20 protein-coding genes are annotated in these 23,034 nt (G+C 71.0%); 10 read left to right on the plus strand and 10 right to left on the minus strand.

Annotated features, from left to right (window positions below):
• Nucleotides 1-3 precede the first annotated feature (3 nt).
• The 3 genes from ACLJQZ_RS18000 to ACLJQZ_RS18010 are packed head-to-tail and all read right to left on the minus strand — an operon-like array spanning nucleotide 4 to nucleotide 3,118.
• Complete coding sequence (locus ACLJQZ_RS18000) at nucleotides 4-834, minus strand: carbohydrate ABC transporter permease (protein ID WP_410621128.1); 831 nt, start codon at nucleotides 832-834, stop codon at nucleotides 4-6.
• Nucleotides 831-1,817, minus strand: a complete 987-nt coding sequence (locus ACLJQZ_RS18005; RefSeq protein WP_410621129.1) for a carbohydrate ABC transporter permease — start codon at nucleotides 1,815-1,817, stop codon at nucleotides 831-833. The genes ACLJQZ_RS18000 and ACLJQZ_RS18005 overlap by 4 nt, the downstream gene beginning before the upstream one ends.
• Nucleotides 1,814-3,118 carry a sugar ABC transporter substrate-binding protein gene (locus ACLJQZ_RS18010; RefSeq protein ID WP_326950380.1) on the minus strand — a complete coding sequence of 435 codons (1,305 nt, stop codon included), beginning with the start codon at nucleotides 3,116-3,118 and terminating at the stop codon, nucleotides 1,814-1,816. The genes ACLJQZ_RS18005 and ACLJQZ_RS18010 overlap by 4 nt, the downstream gene beginning before the upstream one ends.
• A gap of 637 nt (nucleotides 3,119-3,755) precedes the next feature.
• Here ACLJQZ_RS18010 and ACLJQZ_RS18015 point away from each other — a divergent pair.
• Together ACLJQZ_RS18015 and ACLJQZ_RS18020 are read left to right on the plus strand one after the other, a co-directional pair.
• Nucleotides 3,756-3,875: a hypothetical protein gene (locus tag ACLJQZ_RS18015; protein WP_410621195.1), complete on the plus strand. Its 120-nt coding sequence runs from the start codon at nucleotides 3,756-3,758 to the stop codon at nucleotides 3,873-3,875.
• A gap of 105 nt (nucleotides 3,876-3,980) precedes the next feature.
• On the plus strand, nucleotides 3,981-5,300 hold the full coding sequence (locus ACLJQZ_RS18020; protein ID WP_410621130.1) for an MFS transporter: 1,320 nt from the start codon (nucleotides 3,981-3,983) through the stop codon (nucleotides 5,298-5,300).
• On the opposite strand, the gene ACLJQZ_RS18025 is transcribed toward ACLJQZ_RS18020, so the two are convergent.
• From ACLJQZ_RS18025 to ACLJQZ_RS18035, 3 genes are all read right to left on the minus strand, one after another.
• Nucleotides 5,278-5,823: an FHA domain-containing protein gene (locus tag ACLJQZ_RS18025; protein ID WP_410621131.1), complete on the minus strand. Its 546-nt coding sequence runs from the start codon at nucleotides 5,821-5,823 to the stop codon at nucleotides 5,278-5,280. The genes ACLJQZ_RS18020 and ACLJQZ_RS18025 overlap by 23 nt on opposite strands.
• Before the next feature lie 63 nt (nucleotides 5,824-5,886).
• Entirely contained in the window at nucleotides 5,887-7,986 is a 2,100-nt protein-coding gene (locus ACLJQZ_RS18030) for a (Fe-S)-binding protein (RefSeq protein ID WP_410621132.1), read from the minus strand.
• Nucleotides 7,987-8,030: 44 nt separating this feature from the next.
• Nucleotides 8,031-8,465 carry a hypothetical protein gene (locus ACLJQZ_RS18035; RefSeq protein ID WP_247052531.1) on the minus strand — a complete coding sequence of 145 codons (435 nt, stop codon included), beginning with the start codon at nucleotides 8,463-8,465 and terminating at the stop codon, nucleotides 8,031-8,033.
• 233 nt (nucleotides 8,466-8,698) lie between these two features.
• Between ACLJQZ_RS18035 and ACLJQZ_RS18040 the strand changes: the two genes are divergently transcribed.
• Nucleotides 8,699-9,361, plus strand: coding sequence for a nitroreductase family protein (locus ACLJQZ_RS18040; protein WP_328456200.1), 663 nt, complete (start codon nucleotides 8,699-8,701; stop codon nucleotides 9,359-9,361).
• Nucleotides 9,362-9,521: 160 nt separating this feature from the next.
• Here ACLJQZ_RS18040 and ACLJQZ_RS18045 read toward each other — a convergent pair whose 3' ends face one another.
• From ACLJQZ_RS18045 to ACLJQZ_RS18055, 3 genes are all read right to left on the minus strand, one after another.
• Nucleotides 9,522-11,633, minus strand: coding sequence for a putative bifunctional diguanylate cyclase/phosphodiesterase (locus tag ACLJQZ_RS18045; RefSeq protein WP_410621133.1), 2,112 nt, complete (start codon nucleotides 11,631-11,633; stop codon nucleotides 9,522-9,524).
• Nucleotides 11,634-11,722: 89 nt separating this feature from the next.
• The gene (locus ACLJQZ_RS18050; RefSeq protein WP_410621134.1) at nucleotides 11,723-12,814 is read right to left on the minus strand and encodes an alpha/beta hydrolase; all 1,092 of its coding nucleotides are present in this window, start codon (nucleotides 12,812-12,814) and stop codon (nucleotides 11,723-11,725) included.
• A gap of 73 nt (nucleotides 12,815-12,887) precedes the next feature.
• The gene (locus ACLJQZ_RS18055; RefSeq protein ID WP_410621135.1) at nucleotides 12,888-14,222 is read right to left on the minus strand and encodes a cytochrome P450; all 1,335 of its coding nucleotides are present in this window, start codon (nucleotides 14,220-14,222) and stop codon (nucleotides 12,888-12,890) included.
• A 132-nt stretch (nucleotides 14,223-14,354) separates the two neighbouring features.
• On the opposite strand from ACLJQZ_RS18055, the gene ACLJQZ_RS18060 reads away from it, so the two are divergent.
• From ACLJQZ_RS18060 to ACLJQZ_RS18085, 6 genes are all read left to right on the plus strand, one after another.
• Complete coding sequence (locus tag ACLJQZ_RS18060; protein WP_410621136.1) at nucleotides 14,355-15,179, plus strand: SAM-dependent methyltransferase; 825 nt, start codon at nucleotides 14,355-14,357, stop codon at nucleotides 15,177-15,179.
• 319 nt (nucleotides 15,180-15,498) lie between these two features.
• A complete protein-coding gene (locus tag ACLJQZ_RS18065) occupies nucleotides 15,499-16,506 on the plus strand; it encodes a LacI family DNA-binding transcriptional regulator (RefSeq protein WP_410621137.1) in 1,008 nt (335 codons plus the stop codon).
• 34 nt (nucleotides 16,507-16,540) lie between these two features.
• The gene (locus ACLJQZ_RS18070) at nucleotides 16,541-17,764 is read left to right on the plus strand and encodes an ABC transporter substrate-binding protein (RefSeq protein WP_410621138.1); all 1,224 of its coding nucleotides are present in this window, start codon (nucleotides 16,541-16,543) and stop codon (nucleotides 17,762-17,764) included.
• Entirely contained in the window at nucleotides 17,761-18,672 is a 912-nt protein-coding gene (locus ACLJQZ_RS18075) for a carbohydrate ABC transporter permease (protein ID WP_410621139.1), read from the plus strand. The genes ACLJQZ_RS18070 and ACLJQZ_RS18075 overlap by 4 nt, the downstream gene beginning before the upstream one ends.
• Nucleotides 18,673-18,725: 53 nt before the next feature.
• Nucleotides 18,726-19,466, plus strand: coding sequence for a carbohydrate ABC transporter permease (locus ACLJQZ_RS18080; protein ID WP_410621196.1), 741 nt, complete (start codon nucleotides 18,726-18,728; stop codon nucleotides 19,464-19,466).
• A gap of 10 nt (nucleotides 19,467-19,476) precedes the next feature.
• A complete protein-coding gene (locus ACLJQZ_RS18085) occupies nucleotides 19,477-21,480 on the plus strand; it encodes a TIM-barrel domain-containing protein (protein ID WP_410621140.1) in 2,004 nt (667 codons plus the stop codon).
• Nucleotides 21,481-21,974: 494 nt separating this feature from the next.
• On the opposite strand, the gene ACLJQZ_RS18090 is transcribed toward ACLJQZ_RS18085, so the two are convergent.
• Entirely contained in the window at nucleotides 21,975-22,307 is a 333-nt protein-coding gene (locus tag ACLJQZ_RS18090; RefSeq protein ID WP_410621141.1) for a pentapeptide repeat-containing protein, read from the minus strand.
• 62 nt (nucleotides 22,308-22,369) lie between these two features.
• Here ACLJQZ_RS18090 and ACLJQZ_RS18095 point away from each other — a divergent pair, with 62 nt between their 5' ends.
• Nucleotides 22,370-22,987: a TetR/AcrR family transcriptional regulator gene (locus tag ACLJQZ_RS18095; protein WP_410621142.1), complete on the plus strand. Its 618-nt coding sequence runs from the start codon at nucleotides 22,370-22,372 to the stop codon at nucleotides 22,985-22,987.
• Nucleotides 22,988-23,034 lie beyond the last annotated feature (47 nt).

Raw genomic sequence — 23,034 nt, forward strand, 5'->3', positions numbered from 1 at the left:
CAGCTACCCCTTCACGGCGCCGGCGGTCACGCCGGACACGAGCTTGCGCTGCACGATCAGGAAGAACACCAGCGCCGGGATCGCGTAGATCACCGACGCGGCCATCACGCCGCCCCAGTCGGTGGCGAACGCCGTGCGGAACGACGCCAGCCACACCGGCAGCGTCTCCTTCTGCTTGTCCCTGATGAACACGAGGGCGAACAGGTACTCGTTCCACGCGGTGATGAAGCTGAACACCGACGTCGTGACCAGCCCCGGCCCGAGCAGCGGCAGTGTCACCCGGCGGAACGCGCCGGTCTGGCTGCAGCCGTCGATCATCGCGGCCTCTTCCAGCTCGTACGGGATCCCGTTGACGAAGCCGTAGAGCATCCAGACCGTGAACGGCAGCGTGGTGGCGAAGTAGATCAGCAGCAGCGACGGCAGGGTGTTGAGCAGCCCGGCGTCCCGCATCAGCAGGAACAGCGGGATGAACAGCGCCGACACCGGCGCCAGCTGCGCCACCATGACCAGGACCAGGAAGCCCTTGCGGCCGGTGAACCGCAGCCGCGAGAGCGGGATGGCCGCCAGTGTTCCCGCGACCAGCGCGCACAGCACCGACCCGACCGTGACGATCAGGCTGTTGAGCAGGTAGGTCGGGAAGTTGTCCTTGGTCAGCGCGGTGGCGAAGTTGCCGAAGGAGAACGACGTCGGGATCAGGTCGTACTTGGGCGAGAGGATCTCACCGGGCGTGCGCAGCGACGTGACGAACATCCAGTACGTCGGGAACACGACCGCCAGCGCCACGAGGAGGCCGACGACCGAGAGCACGATTCGCTGTGACAGCGGCTTCTTCACGCCAGATCACCTTCCTTGGTCCGGGTGAGCAGCTGGATGTACCGGCCGGTGATGAGCGCCAGCACGATCAGCATCAGGGTCGCGATCGCGCCCGCCGCGCCGAAGTGGTTGCCCGCGATGCCCTTGAGGTACAGCACGACGGCCAGCGTGGTGCTCCCGCCGTCCGGGCCGCCCTCGCGGATCGCCCAGATCTGGGCGAAGGCGTTGAAGTCCCACAACACCGACAGGAAGGTCACCATGGTGGTGATCGGCCGGATGGCGGGCCAGGTGACCGCGCGGAACGTCTGCCACGGCCCGGCGCCGTCGATGCCGGCGGCCTCGTACTGCTCGCGCGGGACGCCGATGAGCCCCGCGTAGAGCGAGAACGTCACGAACGGCACGGCCTGCCAGACGATGAGCAGCCCGATCACCGACAGCGTGCTCGGGCCGCTGGAGAACCAGGAGAACCCGATGAAGCTGTGGAACCCCAGCCGGTCGAGGGTCTTGTTGAGGATGCCGTACTGCTCGTCGAAGATCCACTGGAACACCGTGGTCGTCGCGATCACCGGGGTCGCCCAGGCCAGCACGAGCGTCACCTGCACGATGATCCGCACGACCGGGTCGAGGTGGCGCATCAGCACGGCCAGCAGCAGGCCACCGAGGATGGTGGCGGCCACGATGGACACGGTGAACACCAGCGTCCGGACCGTGATGGTCCAGAACTCCGGGTCCGACAGCGTGTTGGTGTAGTTGTCGAAGCCGATCCACACGGTCTTGCCGGAGATCAGCTGGCCGATGTCGAGCTTGCGGAAACTGATCGCGAGCACCTGGACCAGCGGCCAGGCGAGCAGCACGAGGATCGCGGCGAGCGCGGGCAGGAGCAGCAGGTACGGGAGGATCCGGTCGCCGAACCGGCCCTTCCTGCGCTTCTTGGCCCGCGTGGCGCGCGGCGATGCCGGCGGGGTCGCCCCCGCCGGCATCGTCACATTGGCGGTCGCTGTCATCCGCCGATGAGCTTGTTCAGCGCTGCGTTGGCGTCGGCGGTCGCCTGGTCGAGCGTCTTCTTGCCGGTCAGGTACGCGGTCAGCATGTCCTTGACCGGATTCTGGCCGGACTCCACGTCACCCCACTTCGGGCTGGCCGGCACGGCCTTGCCGTTGGTGGAGGCCTTCGCCATCACGGTGCCCAGCGGGTCCTTGTCCAGGCCGGTCAGGTCGGTCGACGTGCCGGGCACGACGCCCGCGGCGGCCAGCTGGCTCTGGTACTTCGGGCTGGAGAGCAGCTTGATGTACTCCTTGGCGGCGGCCACGTTCTTGCTGTTGGCCGGGATCGCCAGGTTGGAGCCGCCCAGGAAGACCGGGGCGCTCTGGCCGGCGGTCTTGCTCGGGATCGCGAACGCGCCGGTCTTGGCGGTCAGGCTCGGGTCCGTCTTGGCCGCGGTCGGCAGCTCCCACGGAAGACCGATCATCATGGCCACCTTGCCGGCACCGTAGACGGTCGCCTGCTGCGGCTTGGCCTCGTCGGCGTCCTTCGGCGCCTTGGTGCCGGAGGTGTCGACGAGCTTCTTGTAGAAGTCCAGGCCCGCCTTCGCGCCGGCGCTGTCCAGCGTCGCCTTGAAGTTCTTGCCGTCGGCCTGGGCGATGTCGCCACCGTTGTCCCAGATGAACGAGAGCAGCGCATACCAGTTCTGGCCCGGCATGTACAAGGGCTGGAAGTCGGGGTCGGACCCGAACTTCGTCTTCAGCTTGGTGATCGCGTCGATCCACTCGTCGTTCGACGTCGGCGTCTTGGTGATGCCGGCCTGCTCGAACATGTCCTTGCGGTAGATGACCTCACGGTTGGCCGCGTAGAACGGGACGCCGTAGGTCTTGCCGTCGTAGGCACCCGAGTCCGCGAGGCCCTTCAGCCACTGCGCACCGTTGAAGCTGTCCTTGTCGGCGGTCAGGTCGGTCAGCACGCCGTCCTGCGAGGCGAACGCCGCCGTCTGGGTGTTGCCGATCTCGATCACGTCCGGCGGCGCACCGCTGGCCAGCGCGGTGGTCAGCTTCTGCTGGATGCCGTCCCACTGCTGGACTTCGTACTTGACCTTGGCGCCCGGGTGGGCGGCCTCGAATTCCTTGTTGAGCGCGTCGGTCAGCGTGGCCGGCGCGGAACCCGTCATCAGCCAGACCGTGACGTCCCCGGTGATCTGCGCGGGAGCACCGCTCGACGAAGCGGCGGTGTCAGTGCCGCTGGAACCCGCGCAGCCCGCGGTCACGAGGGTCAGTGCGGCGGCGCCCGCCGCCAGCTTGAGCCAGCGTTTCACTCGTTGCCGTCCTTTCGATGCCCGGCCACGGTGGCCAGGCGCCCCAAATGGTGTAGACCAATGTTGGGGTTAGAGTGGTACGTACCACAGGCCCTGTCAAGGCGGTTGCCAAGACGTTGTAATCGCTCCAGGCACTCTGACGGGGAGTAGTCGCACCGTTACCGGCGCCGGTGAGAAAGGTGGCGGAAGTCGTCCGAATAGGAAGGCGTCCCGGACGTTTTTCACCGGCCCGAACGGGTATTCCGACACGCCGGAATATCCCGGCACGGGCGAAAGAAATCCGGCCCGGGAGCGTCCCGGGGCGGCGGTTCGACGAGCGTTTCGACTGGTGGGACCGGGTGCCGGTGGGCGCGGCGCGCGGCCGTCCGCACCGGCGCGTCGACGACGCCGAAACCGCGCCGGCCACTGCTCCGCCGGACCACGTCGAAGAACACGCGCGCGCCCGCGAGCGCGGAAGAAATGCGGGAACCGGCCGTGTTCGTCACGGTCGTGCGGCACCGAGTTCGCGCGTGACGCGGCATTCCGGGCGGCCTGCAGCACGACCATGCCTCGGACGAGAGCACTCCTCCGGGTCAGTGTACGAACCAGTGAGTTCACAGTTACCGGCCAGTTCCGCGCGTAGGCAGACCCGCTGGACATCCACCTGCCGGTCAGCTCGTCCTGCGTGATCCGGTCGGCGAGCCGCCACTGCTTCCAGGCGATCTTCGGCCGCGACATGCCGGCCCGGGCGACGAGCCGCCCGAAAAGGATCTCTTGACACTCAGGGCGCCTTCTCGCACTCTGTGTTAACTAACCAGATCGTACATTGGCACCGCTTCCCCGCCGACTCTGAGCAACGAAGCACGGACGTCAGGAGCACCCCGTGACCGCATCGATGCCCCGCAAGGCGGCGCTGGCCGCCTGGATCGGCAGTGCGCTCGAGTACTACGACTTCTTCATCTACGGCACCGCCGCCGCACTGGTGTTCAACAAGGTCTTCTTCCCCGCCTCCTCCCCCGCGACCGGCACCCTGCTCGCGCTGGCCACGTTCGGCGTCGGCTACGCCGCCCGCCCGGTCGGCGCGTTCATCCTCGGGCACGTCGGCGACCGCTTCGGCCGCAAGCGCGTCCTGGTGTTCACCCTGCTCCTGATGGGCTTCTCGACGTTCGCCGTCGGCTGCCTGCCGACCTACGCCACCGTGGGCGTGCTCGCGCCGATCCTGCTGGTCGTTCTCCGCCTGCTGCAGGGACTTTCCGCGGCCGGCGAGCAGGCCGGCGCGAACTCGATGTCGCTCGAACACGCCCCGGAGCGACGTCGCGCGTACTTCACCAGCTTCACCCTGAGCGGCACGCAGGCCGGGCAGATCCTGGCCACCGCGATCTTCCTGCCGGTCGCCGCCCTCCCCCAGGCCGACCTGCTGACGTGGGGCTGGCGGATCCCGTTCTGGTGCAGCGCGGCCGTCGTGGTCGTCGGGTTCGTCATCCGCCGCAAGCTCGACGAGACCCCGGTGTTCGCCCGCACCGACGTCGCGAAGCTGCCGGTGGCGGTCCTCTTCCGCACCCACTGGGCCGACGTCCTGCGCGTGATCGTCGCGGCGACGATCGCCTCGGTCAGCACGATCTTCACCGTCTTCGCGCTGAGCTACGCGGTCAACACGATCGGCCTGGCGCGCACCCCCATGCTGTGGGTGGGTGTGCTCGCGAACATTGTGGCCCTGGCGGCGATCCCGCTGCTGGCGCGGCTCGCCGACCGGGTCGGCCGCAAGCCGGTGTTCATCACCGGCTGCCTCGCCTGCGGCGTGCTGATCTTCCCGTACCTGTGGTCGATCTCGATCGGCTCGTACGCGCTGCTGTTCGTGCTCGGCATCGTCCTGTTCGGCGTCGCGTACTCGGGCGTCAACGGCGTCTGGCCGTCGCTGTACGGCGAGATGTTCAGCGCCCGCGTCCGCCTGTCGGGCATGGCGATCGGCACCCAGATCGGCTTCGCGGTCGCGGGTTTCGCCCCGAGCGTGGTGGCGGCGATCGGCTCCGGCAAGTCGGACTGGCTGGGCGTCTCCATCTTCACCGCGGCGGTCTGCGTGGTGGCCGCGATCGCCGCCGCGACGGCCCGCGAGACCTACCGGGTGCCGACGGCGGAACTCGGGAGCAAGACCCCGGCGGACACCACGAAGCCCGCGGTGGTCACTTCCACTGTGGACGGTTAGCCAGCACCAGCCCGAGCACTGTCACCACTACGCCCACGGTCAGCAGGGTGCCGCCCAGGCCCACCTCCGGTCCGGCCGCGAAGTACCGGAGCAGCCTGGACGCACCCAGCCCGAACCCGGTCACCACCAGGACCGGACCGAGCACCAGCGCCACCCGGCCGGTCCCCGCTGTCCGGACCACCTTGGAGAACACCGGCGGCGCGGCCTCGTCCGCCGGCGCAGTGTCGCTGTAGACGGCGGTGATCGGCCCGAACTCCAGCCGGTCGCCGTCGCGCAGCAGCCGGGCCCGGCCCGGGGCCAGCGCGTCCCCGTTGACCCGGGTCCCGGCCCGCGACCCCGCGTCGGCCACCCACGTGCCGCGCGCGTCGCGGCGGAGCCAGGCGTGCCGCGGGCTCACCCGGTCCGAATACAGCCTCAGGTGCGCGTCCGGCCCGCGCCCGACCAGCCACGAGCCGCGGCGCACCGCCAGTCTCGCCACGGCGCCGCCGACGGTCTCGACCGTCGCCGCTTCCCGTTGTCCCATCGCCCCTCCCACCGTTTCCCGACTCCGGACAGAGCCGGGAAACGGGCGGAAGATACGCGAAGGTCAGGGTTTCGGCGCGGCCTCCGGCGCCTTGACCCGCTCCAGCAGCAGCTGGGCGACGTCGCGGACGTCGACGTTCTCCGCTTTCTGCTCGCTCTGGCGCTGGACCAGCCCGTCGGTGAGCATGGAGCGGCAGAACGGGCAGCCGGTCACGATCGTCTCGGCGTCGGTGGCGATGGCCTCGTCGACGCGCTCGAGGTTGATGCGCTTGCCGATCTGCTCTTCCATCCACATCCGCGCGCCGCCCGCGCCGCAGCACAGCGCGCGGTCGGCGTGGCGGGGCATCTCCTCGAGCGTGGCGCCCGTCGCGCCGACCAGCTCGCGCGGCGGTGTGTAGACCTTGTTGTGCCGCCCGAGGTAACACGGGTCGTGGTAGGTCACCTTGGGGCCGTCCTCGGCGGCCTTGACGGGCGTCAGCTGGCCGCCGCGGACCAGGCGGTTGAGCAGCTGGGTGTGGTGGACGACCTCGTAGTGCCCGTCCAGGTCCGGGTACTCGCGGCTGAGCGTGTTGAGGCAGTGCGGGCACGTCGTGACGATCTTGCGCAGCCGCGGCTCCCGGCCCTCGAACACGGCGTTGAGCGTCTCCGCCGTCTGCTGGGCCATCATCTGGAACAGGAACTCGTTGCCCGCGCGCCGCGCCGGGTCGCCGGTGCAGGACTCCTCCTTGCCCAGCACGGTGTATTTCACGCCGGCGATGTGCAGCAGCTCCGCCGTGGCGCGGACGGTCTTGCGGGCGTTGTCGTCGAACGCGCCCGCGCAGCCGACCCAGTAGACGTACTCGACGTCGTCGGCCAGCTCGCCGTCGAACACCGGGACGTCGAACGGGAGGTCCTTCGTCCAGGTCAGCCGCTCGGAGTTGTTCTGGCCCCAGGGGTTGCCCTTGGTCTCCAGGTTCTTGAAGAGGCCGCCGAGCTCGGTCGGGAACGCCGACTCGATCATCACCTGGTAGCGGCGCATGTCGACGATGTGGTCGACGTGCTCGATGTCCACCGGGCACTGCTCGACACAGGCGCCGCAGGTGGTGCAGGACCAGAGGACGTCCGGGTCGATGACGCCGTTGTCGGCCTCGGTCCCGACCAGCGGGCGGGCGTCCGCGTGCTCCTCGCCGCTGAGGATGTAGGGCGCCTCCTCGAACATGTTGTCGCGCAGGCCCATGATGAGCAGCTTGGGGGACAACGGCTTCCCGGTGTTCCACGCCGGGCACTGCGACTGGCAGCGGCCGCACTCGGTGCACGTCGAGAAGTCCAGCAGGCCCTTCCACGTGAAGTCGCCGATCTTGCCGCGGCCGAACGTGTCGTCCTCGCCCGGGTCCTCGAAGTCGATCGGCTTGCCCGCCGACTCCATCGGCAGCAGCGGGCCGAGCGCGTCCGGCAGCCGCTTGGCCGAGACGTTGATCGGCGCCACGAAGATGTGCAGGTGCTTGGAGTAGAGCACGATCGACAGGAACACCAGCATGACGCCGATGTGCAGCAGCAGGCCGAGCGTCTCGAGCACCTCGGTCGTCGCGTGCCCGAGCGGCTCGAGGAGGTTCCCGACGCCGAGCGAGACGTACGCGCCCGAGTCGTACGGGAAGTTGCCGGACGCCGACGAGGAGCCGCGGAAGAAGAACATCGTCCAGACGACGTTGAAGATCATGATCAGGATCAGCCACGCGCCACCGGTGTGCGAGCCGTAGAAGCGCGACGCCCGGTCCTTGCGCTCGGGCGCCTGCCGGATCCGGATCACCGCGAACACGCCCAGCGAGACGGCCACCATCACGGCGATGAAGTCCTGCAGGAAGCCGAGCACCGCCCAGTGGCCGATCCACGGGATGGCGAACCGCTCGTCGAACAGCGCGCCGTACGCCTCGAGGTACACCGAGGCGAGGATCACGAAGCCCCAGAACGTGAACAGGTGCGCCAGGCCGGGCACCGACCACTTCAGGAGCTTGCGCTGGCCGAACACCTCGCGCACCTGCGCGAAGACGCGGGCCCCCAGGTCGTCGGAGCGTTTGGTGTCGGGCTGGCCCGCCTTGATCAGGTGGTACAGGAAGACCACCCGCTTGCCGGCGACGGCGAGACCGACGACGGTCATGAGCAGACCGAGGATGAGGCGAACGAGCACGAGTCCTCCGTGACGTGCGTGGCGGGAAGGCGCTGGGGGACGGCTCAGTGCGAGCCGGTGTAGTAGCGGCACGCTTTGCACGCGTACCGCATCTTCGCGACCCGCCAGTGTTTCCGGTACAGATCGAGGTCGGGCGACCGGCGGACGCCGAGGCGCTGGTAGCGCCCGGGGCGGCGGCGGCCGGTTTCGTACTGTTCGGTCGCGCGGCCGAGGTGGGCGCGCCGCAGCACGCACCCCCGCGTCCGGCAGCGGCCGAGTGCGCTGCGGCAGAACCGGTGCAGCAGCACCAGGTCCGGGGTGGGCCCGTCGCCGGCGATCTGTTCGACGACGCCGTAGCCGGGGTGGTCGCCCGGCCCGGCAAGCCGGACCGGGAGACCGCAGTACGCGCATTTGAGGGTGCAGGTGAGACAGCCGGTGATGTGCCTGAGCCGCGGATCGCGCCGGTCTTCGGAGACCGGTTGTCGGACGCGCGACGCCATGGGGCCTCCTCCGGCGACTGTGAACGGCTGTGATCGGCACCACTTCGTTCTACTGGAGAGTAATGACGGGGTCACTTCACGCGACAGGACCGAACGGCCTACTTACCTTGCGCTCTTCGGCGTAATATCGAAGGCAAGGCCGCCCTAACTGTCCGCTGGTCGAACGTCGCTGGGCCGGAAATCGTACGTTCGGCCCTGCTGCGCCGAGGGTGTTCCCCGCCACAATTCCGGGCATGACCTATCACCCGGTCCCCTACCGGCCCGCCCGCCTGCCCGCCGCCGAAGCCACGTCGAACGTTGCCGAACTCCGGCAGCGCATGGAGCAGCGCCGCTCGGTCCGGATGTTCTCCCCCGATCCGGTCCCCGAAGGCGCCGTGCTCGACGCGATCGCCGTGGCCTCCACCGCCCCCAGCGGCGCGCACCAGCAGCCGTGGACGTTCGTCCTCGTGTCGGACCCCGCGGTGCGCCGGCGGATTCGCGAGGCCGCGGAAGCCGAAGAGAAGATCTCCTACGACGGCCGGCTCGGCGAGGCGTGGCTGGACGCGTTGCGGCCCCTGGGTACGGACGCGGTGAAGCCGCACCTGACCGACGCGCCGTACCTGATCGTCGTGTTCCAGCAGCGGTTCGCCGTCGACGAGGACGGCGGCGTCCACAAGCACTACTACGTCGACGAGTCGGTGGGCATCGCGGTCGGCATGCTGCTGACGGCGTTGCAGGTGGCCGGGCTGGCCGCGCTCACGCACACGCCGTCCCCGATGCGCTTCCTGGGCGACCTGCTGGGCCGCCCCCGCAACGAACGGGCGTTCGCGGTGATCCCGGTCGGCTACCCGGCGGACGACTGCGTGGTCCCGGACCTGCGCCGCAAGTCCCTGGACGAGGTGCTGGTGCGGATCTGAGGGCGCAGGCCGGGTAGCAGGTCCGCGCGGTCTCCACCCCCGCCACCGTCGCGCCCGCTGCTCGTGAGTGGCAATGAGGGTTCTAACCCGAATTACCACTCACGACCACCCGCGCCACCGCGCAAGTCCCCGCCAGGGCTGGTCGTACCCGCGACATCGTTCAGTCGGCCAAGCCGTCCGGCAGGTCCGCGAACGCCGGGCCCGACGCGTAGTCCACGCCCCGCTCCCGCCACCACGCCGCCTGCTCGCGCGTCTCCACCCCGGCCACCGTCACCTTCGCGCCCGTCAGGTGGGCCACCTCGATCAGGGAGGCCAGCGACCGCTCCACCAGCGGGTGGTTCCGGCGCGCCGCCAGGGACGGCGCGACGCGGACCGTGCGGATCGGGAGGTCCGCCAGGAACGTGACGTCGCCCGCCGCGCCGAAGGCGTGGATCTCGGCGGGGATGCCGATCTCCGCGAGCACCTTCAGGTTGTCGACCGCGTCGCCCGTCTCGGCGAGCAACGTCGACGCCGGGAAGCCGGGGCGGAGGCGGTCCGCCGGCATGCCCGTGTCGGCCAGCACGCCGCGGACCTCGCCGACCAGGTCGGGGTCCGCGGCCTGGTGCGGGCCGAGCTCGACGACCAGCGGCACCTCGATGCCCGCCGCCGTCAGGTGCTCGGCCGCCGTGCGCAGCAGCCACGTGCCCAGCGGCAGCGCCAGCCCGGTCTCCCCGGCCAGCCGCACGCACGTCTCGTGCGACAGCTCGCCTTCGACCGGGTGGGTCCAGCGCAGCCGCGCCTCGATCGCGGCCGGCTCGTCCTCGTCGGCCAGGTTCACCAGCGCGCGGTACGCGATCTCGACGTCGCCGTTCTCCCAGGCACCCGCCATCGACGCCGCGAGGCCGAACTCGTGGCGGTCACGGTGATCCAGCTCGCGGTCGAACAGGCCCCACTGGTTGCCCGCGCGCTGGGCGCGGCGCAGTGTCAGGTCCGACGCGCGGAGCAGCTCGGCCGGCGCGATGTCGCGCGGCGGCCGGTGCACGACGCCGATGCTGGCCGAGAGGGCGACGCCGTGGCGGCCGTCGACGTAGTCGGGCTCGGCGAGCTCGTGGTTGATCCGGCGGACCATGGTCCCGACGTCCGGGGTGTCCTCGCCGTTGCGCACCACCACGCCGAACTCGTCGCCGCCGATCCGCGCGATGAGCGCGTCCTCGGCCTCGAACACCACTTCCAGCTTCGCCGCGACGCCGCGCAGGAGCTTGTCGCCGAGGTCCTGGCCGAGCCCGCCGGTGATCAGCGAGAAGCCGTCGAGGTCGAGGTGGAACAGCGTGACGCCGCGGGCCTGGTCGGCCTCGCGCAGCGCGTTCTCCAGGCGGGTGCCGAAGAACTGCCGGTTGGGCAGCCCGGTGAGGACGTCGTGCAGGGCCTGGTGGCTGAGCCGCCGTTGCAGCAGCGCCACTTCGGTGTCGTCGTCGACGAGGGTGATCAGCTGCTGGGCTTCGCCGACGGCGTCGCGGACCACCGCCGCGACGAACGTGGCCCACATCGGCTCGCCGTCCCGGCCGACCAGCCGGCGGCCCGCCCGCAGCCGGTGCAGCCGGCCGGACAGCAGGTCCGCGTAGCCCTCGCGCAGCACCTCGACGTCGTCGGGGTGGACGAACTCGAACAGGGTCCGCCCGGCGAGCTCGGCCGGCGCGCGGCCGAGCGTCTTGGCGAGCGCCGGGTTGGCGCGCAGCACCCGGCCGTCCAGGTCGGAGACCGCGACGCCGCTGGCCGAGCCGGCGAAGACCTCCTCGAACTGCGCGCGCGTGACGACCTGCTTGCGCCGGGTCTCCTGCTCCACCTTCAGCAACGCGCGGCTCAGGCCTTCCTGCCGCTTCTGGATGTCCTCGCGCAGCGCTTCGCTGTAGCCGGAGCTCAGCGCGCCGAGCACCAGCACGACCCGCTCGGGCAGCTTGGCGACGCCGTGCAGCTCCGGCTCGCGCAGCAGGCCCTTGCCGAGCACCTCCATGCTGCGGCGCAGGCTTTCCGGGCCGACGCAGCGCAGCTCGACCAGGCGCCCGCCCGCCGCCGCGGCTTCGCCGGCACCCGGCGGGTCGCTCGCGACCGCCTCGAAGAGCCGGCCGGTGAGGATCGACAGCTCCTGCTCGATCTCGTCGGGCGTGTGCGGCAGGTACGCCGTGGTGCTGACCAGGTAGCCCCACTTGCGCGCGAGGGTACGGAGCCGTCCGGCCGCTCGTTCGGCGGACGGCTTCGCGCGCGGGGCGCCGCCGCGGGGATGGGGAGCAGTCACTTCAGCCTGTCCAAGGGTCTAGTGCGCACTCCGGCTCGGGGAACCGATATATCTTGGCGCGAAAAGGCGTCACGCGCACTGATCAGTGTTCATCCAATCGAGTGATAACCCTGTGCGGTTACGCCGATCCGGTCACGCAGCCACGATCGGGTGGCGTCCCGGTACAGTCCGACGTTTTGGTGCAGGGCAACGGAATGCCCCGCGCCCGGGAGCACGAACATCGACAGTTTCGACGGATCCCGGTAATACGGCGCCTCCTGGGGCCGCAGTGTCGCCGCGCTCGAACAGTCGCGAAGCGCGAGCAGCCCGCAGAAAAGCGCGTCCTTTTCGCCGACCACCTGGAAAACCGGCACGGTGATGCCCCACGTGGCGGGCAGCACGATGCCGAACAACGCCACCGTGCCCATCCCCGGCACCGAGACCTGGTCCTTCGTGGCTTCGTCGGCCGCGATCACGCCCGGGTCGGCGTCGCCGGCCGCGTAGAACAGCCCGGCCCGCGCGCCCGGCCGCGTCGTGAAGTACAGCGGGTCGCTGCCCAGGTGCGCCAGCTGGCCGTCGAGCAACGCCGGCTGCAGCCCGAGCGCCGCGCCCAGGGCCAGCACCGGCAGCGCGGGCAGGTGCGTGATGCCGGTGAGGATCACGCCGTCGACGTCGTGGTACGTCCCCGCCTCGACGGCGACGACCCCGGACCCGACCGAGTGCCCGACGATGACGACCTTCGCGAACGCGGCGCCGCCGGCGTGCCCGGCGCGCAGGTGGCCGACCACCTCGTGCAGTGCCTCCGCCTCGGCCTGCACCGTCAGCGGCAGGCTGAGCGGGCGGCTGCTGCCGCCGGCGCCGAGCTGGTCCGCGGCGAACGTCGCGTAGCCGTGCGAGGCCATGTCGCGCTGGTAGGAGTAGCGCTCCGGCTGGTACGGCAGGTCCCAGTACGCGCTGTTGTACGTGCCGCCGTGCACGAGCAGCTGGACGGCGTCCGGCACGGCACCGGCGGGCAGGCACAACCGACCGTGCACCGACGCCGGCGCGCCCGGCACGAGCGGCGGCAGCCCGGGCCCGGTGACCGGCAGATCCGTGTCGGTGCAGGAGATCGCGGCCGCTTCGGCGGGTACCGCGGCGGTCAGGGACCCGAGCAGGACGACGCAGGCGAACAACGCCGACGTCAGCTTGACCGGCAGTCTCACGCCGTTCTTCCCTCCGGACGGGTGACGAGCTGAGGACCCCGAAACACTACAGCAGGTAGCCGATCGGGCACCGTCAGGTCCGCCGGGGCACGACCGTCATCGGCAGCCGGTTCGGCTGCATCGTGGCCTTGAGCTGCGCGTGGACCTTCTTGCCCGGCACCGGGACCAGCCGCCAGCGCGCGCCGATGGTCGCGGCGACGATGCCGATCTCGGTCGGCGCGAACACGTGCCCGGGGCACAGCCGCGCCCCGGCGCCGAACGGGATGTACGCGCCCTTCGGCAGTTCCGCGGTCTGTCCGGGCGTCCACCGATCGGGGTCGAACCGGCCGGGATCGGGGAACCAGCGCGGATCCCGGTGCAGCGTGTGCTGGCTGACCGCGACCTCGCTGCCCGCGCGGATGACGACGCCGCCGAGTTCGACGTCTTCGCGGGCCCGGCGCATGAGGATCAGCGGCGGGGTGCGCCGGACGATCTCGTTGACGATCTGATGCGTGTAGACCAGTTCCGGCAGGTCGTCGAAGCGCGCGGGACGGCCGTCGAGGACCTCGTCGACCTCCGCGTGGAACCGGCGCTCCACGTCCGGGTGCTGCCCGAGCTCGTGGAAGAACCAGGCCAGCGCCACGGCGGTCGTTTCGGCGCCGGTGGTGAGGATCGTGATGACCTCGTCGTGCACCTGCCGGTCGGACATGGCCTCGCCGGTGTCCTCGTCGCGCGCCGCCAGCAGCATCGACAGCAGGTCGCCGTGGTCGGCGCCCTCCTTCCGCGCGGCGACGACGGTCGCGCCGATCACCTCGCGCAGCCGGGCCGCGGCGGCGTCGAACCGGCGGTTGGCCGGGATCGGCAGCCGCTCCACGAACTTCGGCGAGAACGCGCGGACCAGCACGTACTTCAGCATGACCGGGATCGAGCGGCGGATCTCGGCGAGCACGTCGTCGCCGAGGGCCGTCGAGAACAGCGTCTGCCCGGCGATGGTCAGCACCAGGTCCTGCATCCGCTGGTCGAACTCGACGACCTCGCCCGGCCGCCAGGACCCGGCCAGCTCGTCGGCCAGCGCCGTCATCGTGTTCTCGGCGTAGCCCGCGATCCGCGTCCGGCCGAAGGCGGGCATGACCATCCGGCGCTGCCGGCGGTTGTGCTCGCCGTTCGACGTGGCCAGGCCGTCGCCGAAGAGCGGGCGCATCTTGTCGAAGACCAGGCCCTTGTCGAACTTGTCCGCGTCGGTGGCCAGCACCCGCCAGGCCAGTTCGGGGGTGGTGACGACGTGCACGGGCAGCGGCCCGAGCCGCAGCTCGACGACGTCTCCGTACGCGGGAAGGGAAGTGAAGAGCTTCAACGGATCGCGGAGCAGCGCCACGGTGTGCCCGAGCACCGGCCGGCGACCGGGGACGGCGCGCGGGTCGTTCGTCACCGGGGACACCCTAGGACCGGCGACCGGGACACCGGCAGTGCCGCCACACGAACGGCTGAGCGGGGCTACACTCCGCCCCCAACCGAATGCCGTCATCGATGCCGCAACGGATCCGCGAGGGGTGGAGGTCAGGTGACCGGGGAACTGGGCTGGGTACCGTCGGAGGTCGACACCACGGTGCCGAACCCCGCGCGGGTGTACGACTTCTGGCTCGACGGCGACCACAACTTCGCCGCCGACCGCGCGCTCGGGGAGCAGATCCTCGAGATCATGCCGGGCATCCGCGACGCGGCACGCCTCAACCGCGCGTTCCTGCGGCGCGCGGCGAAGTACATGGTCGACGCCGGGATCCGGCAGTTCCTCGACGTCGGCGCGGGCATCCCGACCGTGGGGAACCTGCACGAGATCGTTCAGCAGGCCGATCCGTCGTGCCGCGTGGTCTACGTCGACCGGGAGCCGGTCGCGGTGGCGCACAGCGAGCTGCTGCTGCAGGACAACGACCGCTGCGCGGTGCTCCAGGCGGACCTGCGCGACGTCGACGAGATCTTCGCGGGCGCGGGCAAGCTGCTCGACCCGGACCAGCCGACCGGCCTGTTCATGTTGCTGCTGCTGCACTTCGTGCCCGACGAGTGGGACCCGGTGAGCATCCTCGCCCGCTACCGCGAACGGCTGGCGCCCGGCAGCTTCCTGGCCCTGACGCACGTCGCGGCGGATACCGAGTCGACCCGCCTCGACGAGGCGGTGCAGGTCTACACCACCCGGCAGAACCCGCAGAACCAGCCGTTCCCGCGCACCCACGACCAGGTCCTGCGCTTCTTCGACGGCTTCGACCTGGTCGAACCGGGCCTGGTCGGCTGCGCGATGTGGCACCCCGAGGGCGCCGGCGACATGTCCGACGATCCCGCGATCAACGTCCTGCCTTACGCGGGAGTAGGCCGAAAACCGGATTCCCGGTAAGGCGGACCCGCCTGAGGATTCGTCGAAACGATTCGATCGGCGGCCGCCATAAGCACCCGATCCGGACAAGGTCAAGTCTTCCTGGACACGCTCCCAGGTAATCTCAATTTCCTAAAGAACCCCGCCTCGACCTGCTGAAACAGCGAGTATCAAGAGTGTTCGACGAATTCGACGTGTGACATCCACGTCGAAGGTGAATCGAATTGTTGGCCGACTGGCAATAGTCCTTGTGTTCCGGGCGGGTCTCCCCTACCTTCGTCCCATCGTCGATGCGCTTCGACTCGCTCTTCCCCTGCCCCATGTCTCCAGGAGGCCGCCCGTGGTCACGATCAACGACGTCGCCAATGCCGCGGGGGTGGCCCCCAGCACGGTGTCGTACGTGATCAGCGGCAAGCGCTCGATCTCGCCGAAGACCCGCAGGCTGGTCGAAGAAAGCATCCGCAAGCTCGGGTACCACCCGCACGCGGGTGCCCGCGCGCTCGCGAGCAGCAAGACGAACGTGCTGGCCCTGGTCGTGCCGCTGCGCACGGACCTCAACGTCGCCGTCGTGATGGAGTTCGTCGCCGCGGCGGTCACCGCGGCCCGTGCCCACGACCAGGACCTGTTGCTGCTCACCAAGGACGAGGGACCCGCCGCGCTGCAGCGGGTCGCGTCGTCGGCGATCGCGGACGCGCTGATGGTGATGGACGTCGAGGCCGCCGACCCGCGGGTGCCGATGCTCATCGCGCTCGACCTGCCGGTGGTGCTCATCGGCGTGCCCGACCACCCGGCCGGGCTGAGCTGCGTCGACCTCGACTTCACCGCCGCCGGTTCGGCCTGCGTGGCGCACCTGGCCGACCTCGGCCACCGCTCGGTCGCGCTCATCGGCCCCTCCCCCGCCGTCTACCGGCGTGGCACCAGCTACGCGACGCGGTTCCTGCGGGGCTTCGACGAAACCGCGCGGAACCGGGGTATCCGTGCGACGAACCGGCCGTGCGCGCACTCCTACGAAGCCGTGAGCGCCTGCGTGGACGACCTGCTCGCCGCCGACCCCGGCCTGACCGGCCTCGTCGTGCACAACGAAGCCGTCCTGCCGGGACTCCTCACGCACCTGCGGCAGCGCGGTCTCCGCGTCCCGCAGGACATTTCGGTGATCGCCGTCTGCCCGGACAGCATGGCCGAGCAGCACCCGGTCACGCTGACCTCCGTGGCCATCCCGGCCGACGAGGTCGGCGCCCAGGCCGTGGAGATGACCATGCGCCGGCTCGGCGGTCACACCACGCCGGAGATCCGGCTGCTCGACCCGCGGCTGACCCGGCGCGAGAGCACGGACGCGCCGCGCACCTGACCCGGCTCTGCTCCGCCGTCGAAGGAGAATCACCATGTCCGTAGCCCGTCGCGCCCTTTTCCTGGTCGCGAGCGCCGCGCTCCTCGCCGCCTGCAGCCCCAGCCCCGCCCCGCGGCCGTCGGCCGCCCCGGCCGCGACGTCGGTCACCGAGCTCGACTACTACGCCGACGAGCAGGGATCCGCGGCGTGGCAGCAGGTCCTCGACGCCTGCGCCGCGCAGACCGGGATCAGGATCGAGCGGCAGACGGTGCCGACCGCGCAGATGCTGCCGAAGATCCTGCAGGGCGCGAGCTCGAAGACGCTGCCGGATCTGCTCTTCACGGACAACCCGACGGTGCAGCAGGTCGCCGCCACCGGCGCGCTGACCCCGCTGGCCGACTACGGCATCTCCGCGGACGGCTACTACCCGGGCATCGTCAAGGCCGGCACCTACCAGGGCAAGATCTACGGCGTCGCGCCCGGCGTCAACGGCCTGGCGCTGATCTACAACAAGGACCTCCTCGCCGCGGCCGGCGTGCGGCCTCCGTCCACCTGGGACGACCTGAAGACCGCGGCGGCGAAGCTGACCAAGGACGGCAAGTACGGCCTCGCCTTCTCCGCGATCCCGTCGGAGGAGGGCACCTGGCAGTTCCTCCCATTCTTCTGGAGCAACGGCGCCGAACTGTCCCAGCTGGACTCGCCGCGGAGCACGCAGGCGCTGGCCTACGTCACCGGCCTCGTGACGAGCGGGACGGCGTCGAAGTCCGTGGTGACGTGGAACCAGAACGACGTCGCCGACCAGTTCGTGGCGGGCAACGCGGCGATGATGGTCAACGGCTCGTGGAACCTCGCCCGGCTCGACGGCGAGAAGTCGCTGCACTACGGCGTCGTGCCGATCCCGGTGCCGACGGCGGGCACCAAGCCGGTGGTCGCCCTCGGCGGCGAGGCCGGCGCGGTGCCGGTGACCGGCGGCCCGACCCAGCAGGCCGCCGGGAAGGTGCTGACCTGCATCGTCGCCGAGCCGGCCATGCTGCAGTGGAGCAAGGCCCACGCCTATGTCCCGTCGAAGACGGCCGTGGCCGCGAAGTTCGGCGCGGAGCAGCCGGAGATGCGGGCGTTCGTCGACGAGGTCGGCTCGGCCCGCTCCCGCACCGCCGAGCTCGGCGAGAAGTACCCGAAGGTCTCGCAGGCGCTGGCCGACGCGATCCAGGCGTCGCTGACCGGGAAGCTGCCCGCCGACCAGGCGCTGAAGACCGCGCAGCAGGCGGCCGGGTCGTGACGCTCGCGGCCCGGCGAAGACCGCGGCGGGAAAGCCCGTTGACCGCGTGGGCGTTCCTGCTGCCCGCCGTGGCCTACGTCGTGGTGTTCTTCGGGTACCCGCTGGTCGCGAACCTGGTGATGAGCACGCAGGACTACACGGTCAAGTCGTTCTACACCGGCGAAGCGCCCTTCGTCGGCCTGGCCAACTACGCCGCCGTGCTGACCGCCCCGCTCTTCTCGACGGCGGTGCTCGACACGGTCCTGTTCACGGCCGGCTCGCTCGTCTTCCAGTTCGGCGTCGGCCTCGCGCTGGCCGTGTTCTTCGCCGGCCGGTTCCTCGGCAGCGCGCTGCTGCGGTCGCTGCTCCTGCTGCCCTGGCTGCTGCCGCTCGTGGTCAGCGGCGCGGTGTGGCGGTGGATGTTCGACCAGGACCACGGCGTGCTCAACGCCGGGCTGCGGCTGATCGGCGTCGGCGCGGTGCCGTGGCTGAGCAGCACGACCTGGGCGCTGCCCGCGGTGATCCTCACCAACATCTGGATCGGCATCCCGTTCAACCTGGTGATCCTGCACGGCGGGCTGCGCGCGATCCCGGCGTCGCTGCACGAAGCCGCCGCGCTCGACGGCGCCGGCGCGTGGCAGCGGTTCCGGTACGTCACCTGGCCGCTGCTGCGCCCGGTCACCGGGATCGTGCTGATGCTCGGGCTGGTCTACACGATCAAGGTGTTCGACGTCATCATGGTCGTCACCGGCGGCGGACCGGCCGACGCGACCCAGACGCTCACCACGTGGTCCTACCGGCTGTCCTTCCACGACTTCGCGTTCGGGCAGGGCGCCGCCGTCGGCAACCTGCTGATCCTGGTGGCGACCGCGTTCGGCCTGCTCTACCTGCGCTCGGCGAAAGCGACCCTGGCCGAGGCTGCGGCGTGAAGACCGCGGCCGGCGTGGTGATCGTCGCGGTGCTGCTGTTCCCGCTGTACTGGATGCTCAACGCGTCCCTGCAGCCCAGCGGCGCGCTCCTGCGGCCGGACCCGGCGTTCTTCCCGGCCGGCGGCACGCTCGACGGCTACCGCAAGGCCCTCGCGACGCAGGGACCGAACCTCGTCTCCAGCGTCGTCGTCGCGCTCGGCACCGTGGCCGTGTCGCTGGTGGTGGCGGCACCCGCGGCGTACGCGCTGGCGCAGCTGAAGGTCCGCGGCGGGCCGGTGCTGGTGTTCGTGCTGCTCATCGTGCAGCTGATCCCGGGCATCGTGATGGCGAACGCGCTCTACACGGTGTTCGGCAACCTCGGGCTCATCGACAGCTACCCCGGGCTGGTGCTGGCGGACGCCACCGCGACCATCCCGTTCGCGGTACTCCTGTTGCGCGCCTTCATGATCTCGGTGCCGAAGGAGCTGACCGAGGCGTCCCGGGTGGACGGTGCCGGCTACTGGCGGACGTTCTTCTCGATCATCCTCCCGGTCAGCCGCAACGCGCTGGTCACCGCCGGGCTGTTCGCGTTCCTGTTCGCCTGGGCGGACTTCCTGTTCGCCGTCACCCTCACCACCGGGCGGACGTTCGAGCCGATCACCGTGGGCATCTACCGGTTCGTCGGCAACCAGTCCGCCGACTGGAACGGCGTCATGGCCACCGCCGTCCTCGCCGCGATCCCGGCGGCCGTCCTGCTCGTCGTCGCCCAGCGCTACGTCGTCGCCGGCCTGACCAGCGGCGCCGTCAAGGATTGAGGAGGCCCCCGTGATCGCCACGACCGAAGACGGCCGCTCGCTCGAAGTCCGCGTCCGGCACGAGGTGCTGCTCATCGAACCGTGGGGCGCCGACAGCCTGCGCGTGCGGGTGGGCCGGCACCGGATCCTCGACGACGTCCCCGGCGCGCTCCTGCCCGCGAAGCCGTCCGCCGGCACCGCGGGCGCGGGCGGGCGGTCCGCCTGGGTGGTGAACGGCGCGCTCACCGCGCTCGTCGAGATCGCCGAGACCGACACCGGGGCCGACGCGCAGCTGCGGTTCGTCCGCACGGACACCGGCGAAGAGCTGCTGTCCGAGCAGCGCGCGCACTTCTGGTGGCCCGGCGCCCGGGTCTTCACGCCGTCGGGCAACGGTTACGGCCGGCTCGAACAGCGCTTCACCGCCTACGACGACGAACGGCTCTACGGCCTCGGCCAGCACCCGCACGGCCGGCTCGACCAGAAGGGCCTGGTCCTGGACCTGGTGCAGCGCAACGGCGAGGTGTCGGTGCCGTTCCTGCTGTCCAGCCGCGGCTACGGGTTCCTCTGGAACAGCCCCGCCGCCGGCCGGGTCGAACTGGCCGGCAACGGCACCCGCTGGGTCGCCGACGACGCCCGCCAGCTCGACTACTGGGTCACCACCGGCGAGGGCCCGCGGCAGATCCTCGGCCACTACGCCGACGCCACCGGGCACGCGCCGATGCTGCCGGCGTGGGCGGCCGGGTTCTGGCAGTCGAAGCTGCGCTACCGCACCCAGGACGAGCTGCTGGCCGTGGCCCGCGAGTACCACGACCGCGGCCTGCCCCTGTCGGTGATCGTCGCGGACTTCTTCCACTGGACGCACCTCGGCGACTGGAGGTTCGACCCGGCCGAGTGGCCCGACCCGGCCGGGCTGGTGCGGGAGCTGGAAACCCTCGGCGTCAAGCTGATGGTGTCGGTCTGGCCGTCGGTCAGCCCGCTGTCGGAGAACCACTCCGAGATGCACGAGAACGGCCTGCTCGTCGCCACCGAGAGCGGGGTCGCGGCCCACGCGCCGTGGAAGGACAAGGGCTTCGACGTCGAGCTGCCGGTGGCGTTCTACGACCCGACGAACCCGGCGGCCCGGTGGTTCCTGTGGGAGAAGGTCAAGGAGAACTACTACGACCTGGGCGTGCGCGCGTGGTGGCTGGACGGGGACGAGCCGGAGATCCGGCCCGGCCACCCGCACAACCTCGCCTTCCACGCCGGGCCCGGCTCGGAGGTCGTCAACCTCTACCCGCAGGTCCACGCGCAGGCGTTCCACGACGGCATCCGCGGCGAGGGCGACGACGAGGTCGTGCTGCTCAGCCGCTCGGTGTGGGCCGGCAGCCAGCGCTTCGGCGCCGCCCTGTGGTCCGGTGACGTCCCGGCCACCTGGGCGTCGCTGCGGGCGCAGGTGCGGGCCGGCCTGAACGTCGCGCTGTCCGGGATCCCGTGGTGGACCACGGACATCGGCGGTTTCCACGGCGGCGACCCGGACGCGCCGGCGTACCGGGAACTGCTGGTCCGGTGGTTCCAGTACGGCGTCTGCTGCCCGCTGCTGCGGCTGCACGGCTTCCGCGACCCGCGCCCGCCGTTCGGGCCGGAGATGACCGGCGGCCCCAACGAGGCCTGGTCGTACGGTCCGGAAGCGCTGGCCGCCATCGAGGACGCGCTGCGGCTGCGGGAACGGCTGCGGCCCTACCTGATGGCGCAGATGCGGGTGGCGCACGAGCAGGGTGTGCCGCCGATGCGGCCGCTGTTCGTGGACTTCCCCGCCGACGCCGGCGCGTGGGACGCCGACGACCAGTTCCTGCTGGGCCCGGACCTGCTGGTGGCACCGGTGCTCGAAGCCGGCGCCACCGGCCGGCCGGTGTACCTGCCCGGGGGCGGACTGTGGACGGACGCCGTCACCGGGGACCGGCACCCGGGCGGGACGAGTGTCGAGGCGGCCGCCCCGGCGGACCGCATCCCCTTGTTCCTGCGCGACAACGCGCGGCTGCCGATCAGGAAACCCTGATACACCCGCTCCCGCGAGGCGCGCAACATACCTACGTCGGGTATCCGGCGAAAGATAACGAGACGCTCACGCTCAACGCCGGATCGTAACTATCGGATTGTTTGCCGAGCGCGAAATGAACCGTCAACTCCCCTTATGCTGCGCCGACGACGGGCGTAATGACTCATGAAGGGCAGTAGCGGCGACCGCCGGGTGCTGGTGCGCGCCGGCGGCACGACGTTCCACCCCGCGGGCGGCCTCCGCACCACCGAGCCCCGCGGCCGTCGCCTCGACAACCCGGCCGAGCCGGACGAGGAACGGGCGGCGGCGGCCCGTCGCCCGGTCACCCTGCGCCGCCAGCTGCGGGCCGACCTGCCGGTACTGGCCGTCGCCCCGGTGGTCGGCGTGTTCTGGGCGCTGGTCGACGGCACCGGGGTGGCGGGCTGGCTGGCGGTGACCGTCCTGGTCGCGGCGTTCGGCTTCTGGTGGGCCGCCCTGCGCGGCTCCGACCCGTCCTACGCACCGCGGCCCAGTGCCCGGGCCGCTGCGGCTCCCCCAGGCTCACGCCCGCGGGCCCACGTCCGGACCGCGCGGACCTCGGTGCGAGCGCTCGCCCCGGCGAAGCGGAACGCACCCGCCGTCGCGCCGGCGAAGTCGGCGTGGCTGCTGAAGCGGGTGGCCGAGAACCGCGCGCCGCCCCGGAATCGCACCTCCCGGAACAACGCGTCGCGCACCCTCGCACCTCGCAGATCCGCCCCGGCCAGAAGCCCGGCGTGCCCGGCCGCAGGTGCGACGCCAGGAGCTGCCACAGCTCGGCCCGGTTCGAGGTGTCGCGCAGGTGCGTGCACACCTCGTCGACCCAGTGTGTGACCGCCTGGCCGCGACGGCGACAGCGGATTAAAGTGGACCCGTGAGTCCAACCCAGGCGAAGCCCCTGACCGCGAAGGGCGTCGCGACGCGGCAGCGGATCATCGAAGGCGCGGCGGCCGAGATCCGCGAGCGCGGGGTCGCCGTCACGACCCTCGACGACGTCCGGGCGCGGACGGGCACCAGCAAGAGCCAGCTGTTCCACTACTTCCCCGGCGGCAAGGACGAGCTGCTGCTGGCCGTGGCCCGGTTCGAGGCGGACCAGGTGCTGTCCGTGCAGCAGCCGCAGCTGGGCCGGCTGACGTCGTGGGCCGCGTGGCGGCGCTGGCGCGACACGGTCGTCTCGCACTACCGCGGGCGGGGGCAGCACTGCCCGCTGAACGTGCTGATCTCCCAGCTGGGCCGCGCCACGCCGGGGGCGCAGGCGGTGGTCGGCGAGATGCTGCGCCAGTGGCAGGACGAGATCGCGGCCGGCATCCGCCACCTGCGTGACGCGGGCGAGGTGGCGCCGGACGTCGACGCGGAACGCACCGCGGCCGCCCTGCTGGCCGGCATCCAGGGCGGCGTGGTGGTGATGCTGTCGACCGGCCGCATCGACCACCTCGAAGCGGCGCTCGACGTCGGCATCGAGAACCTGCGCGCGACGAATGTCCCCAGGTAGCCGAAAGCCGTGAATGGCCCATTGAGGGACTCTAAGTCCCTCAATGG

Source organism: Amycolatopsis sp. cmx-8-4 (assembly GCF_046548675.1).
GTDB lineage: Bacteria > Actinomycetota > Actinomycetes > Mycobacteriales > Pseudonocardiaceae > Amycolatopsis.

Bases quoted from the DNA above. Each gene is read 5' to 3' on its own strand.
- ACLJQZ_RS18005 (WP_410621129.1), bottom strand. From the start codon at position 1,817: ATGACAGCGACCGCCAATGTGACGATGCCGGCGGGGGCGACCCCGCCG.
- ACLJQZ_RS18025 (WP_410621131.1), bottom strand. From the start codon at position 5,823: ATGGGACAACGGGAAGCGGCGACGGTCGAGACCGTCGGCGGCGCCGTG.
- ACLJQZ_RS18035 (WP_247052531.1), bottom strand. From the start codon at position 8,465: ATGGCGTCGCGCGTCCGACAACCGGTCTCCGAAGACCGGCGCGATCCG.
- ACLJQZ_RS18040 (WP_328456200.1), top strand. From the start codon at position 8,699: ATGACCTATCACCCGGTCCCCTACCGGCCCGCCCGCCTGCCCGCCGCC.
- ACLJQZ_RS18070 (WP_410621138.1), top strand. From the start codon at position 16,541: ATGTCCGTAGCCCGTCGCGCCCTTTTCCTGGTCGCGAGCGCCGCGCTC.
- ACLJQZ_RS18080 (WP_410621196.1), top strand. From the start codon at position 18,726: ATGCTCAACGCGTCCCTGCAGCCCAGCGGCGCGCTCCTGCGGCCGGAC.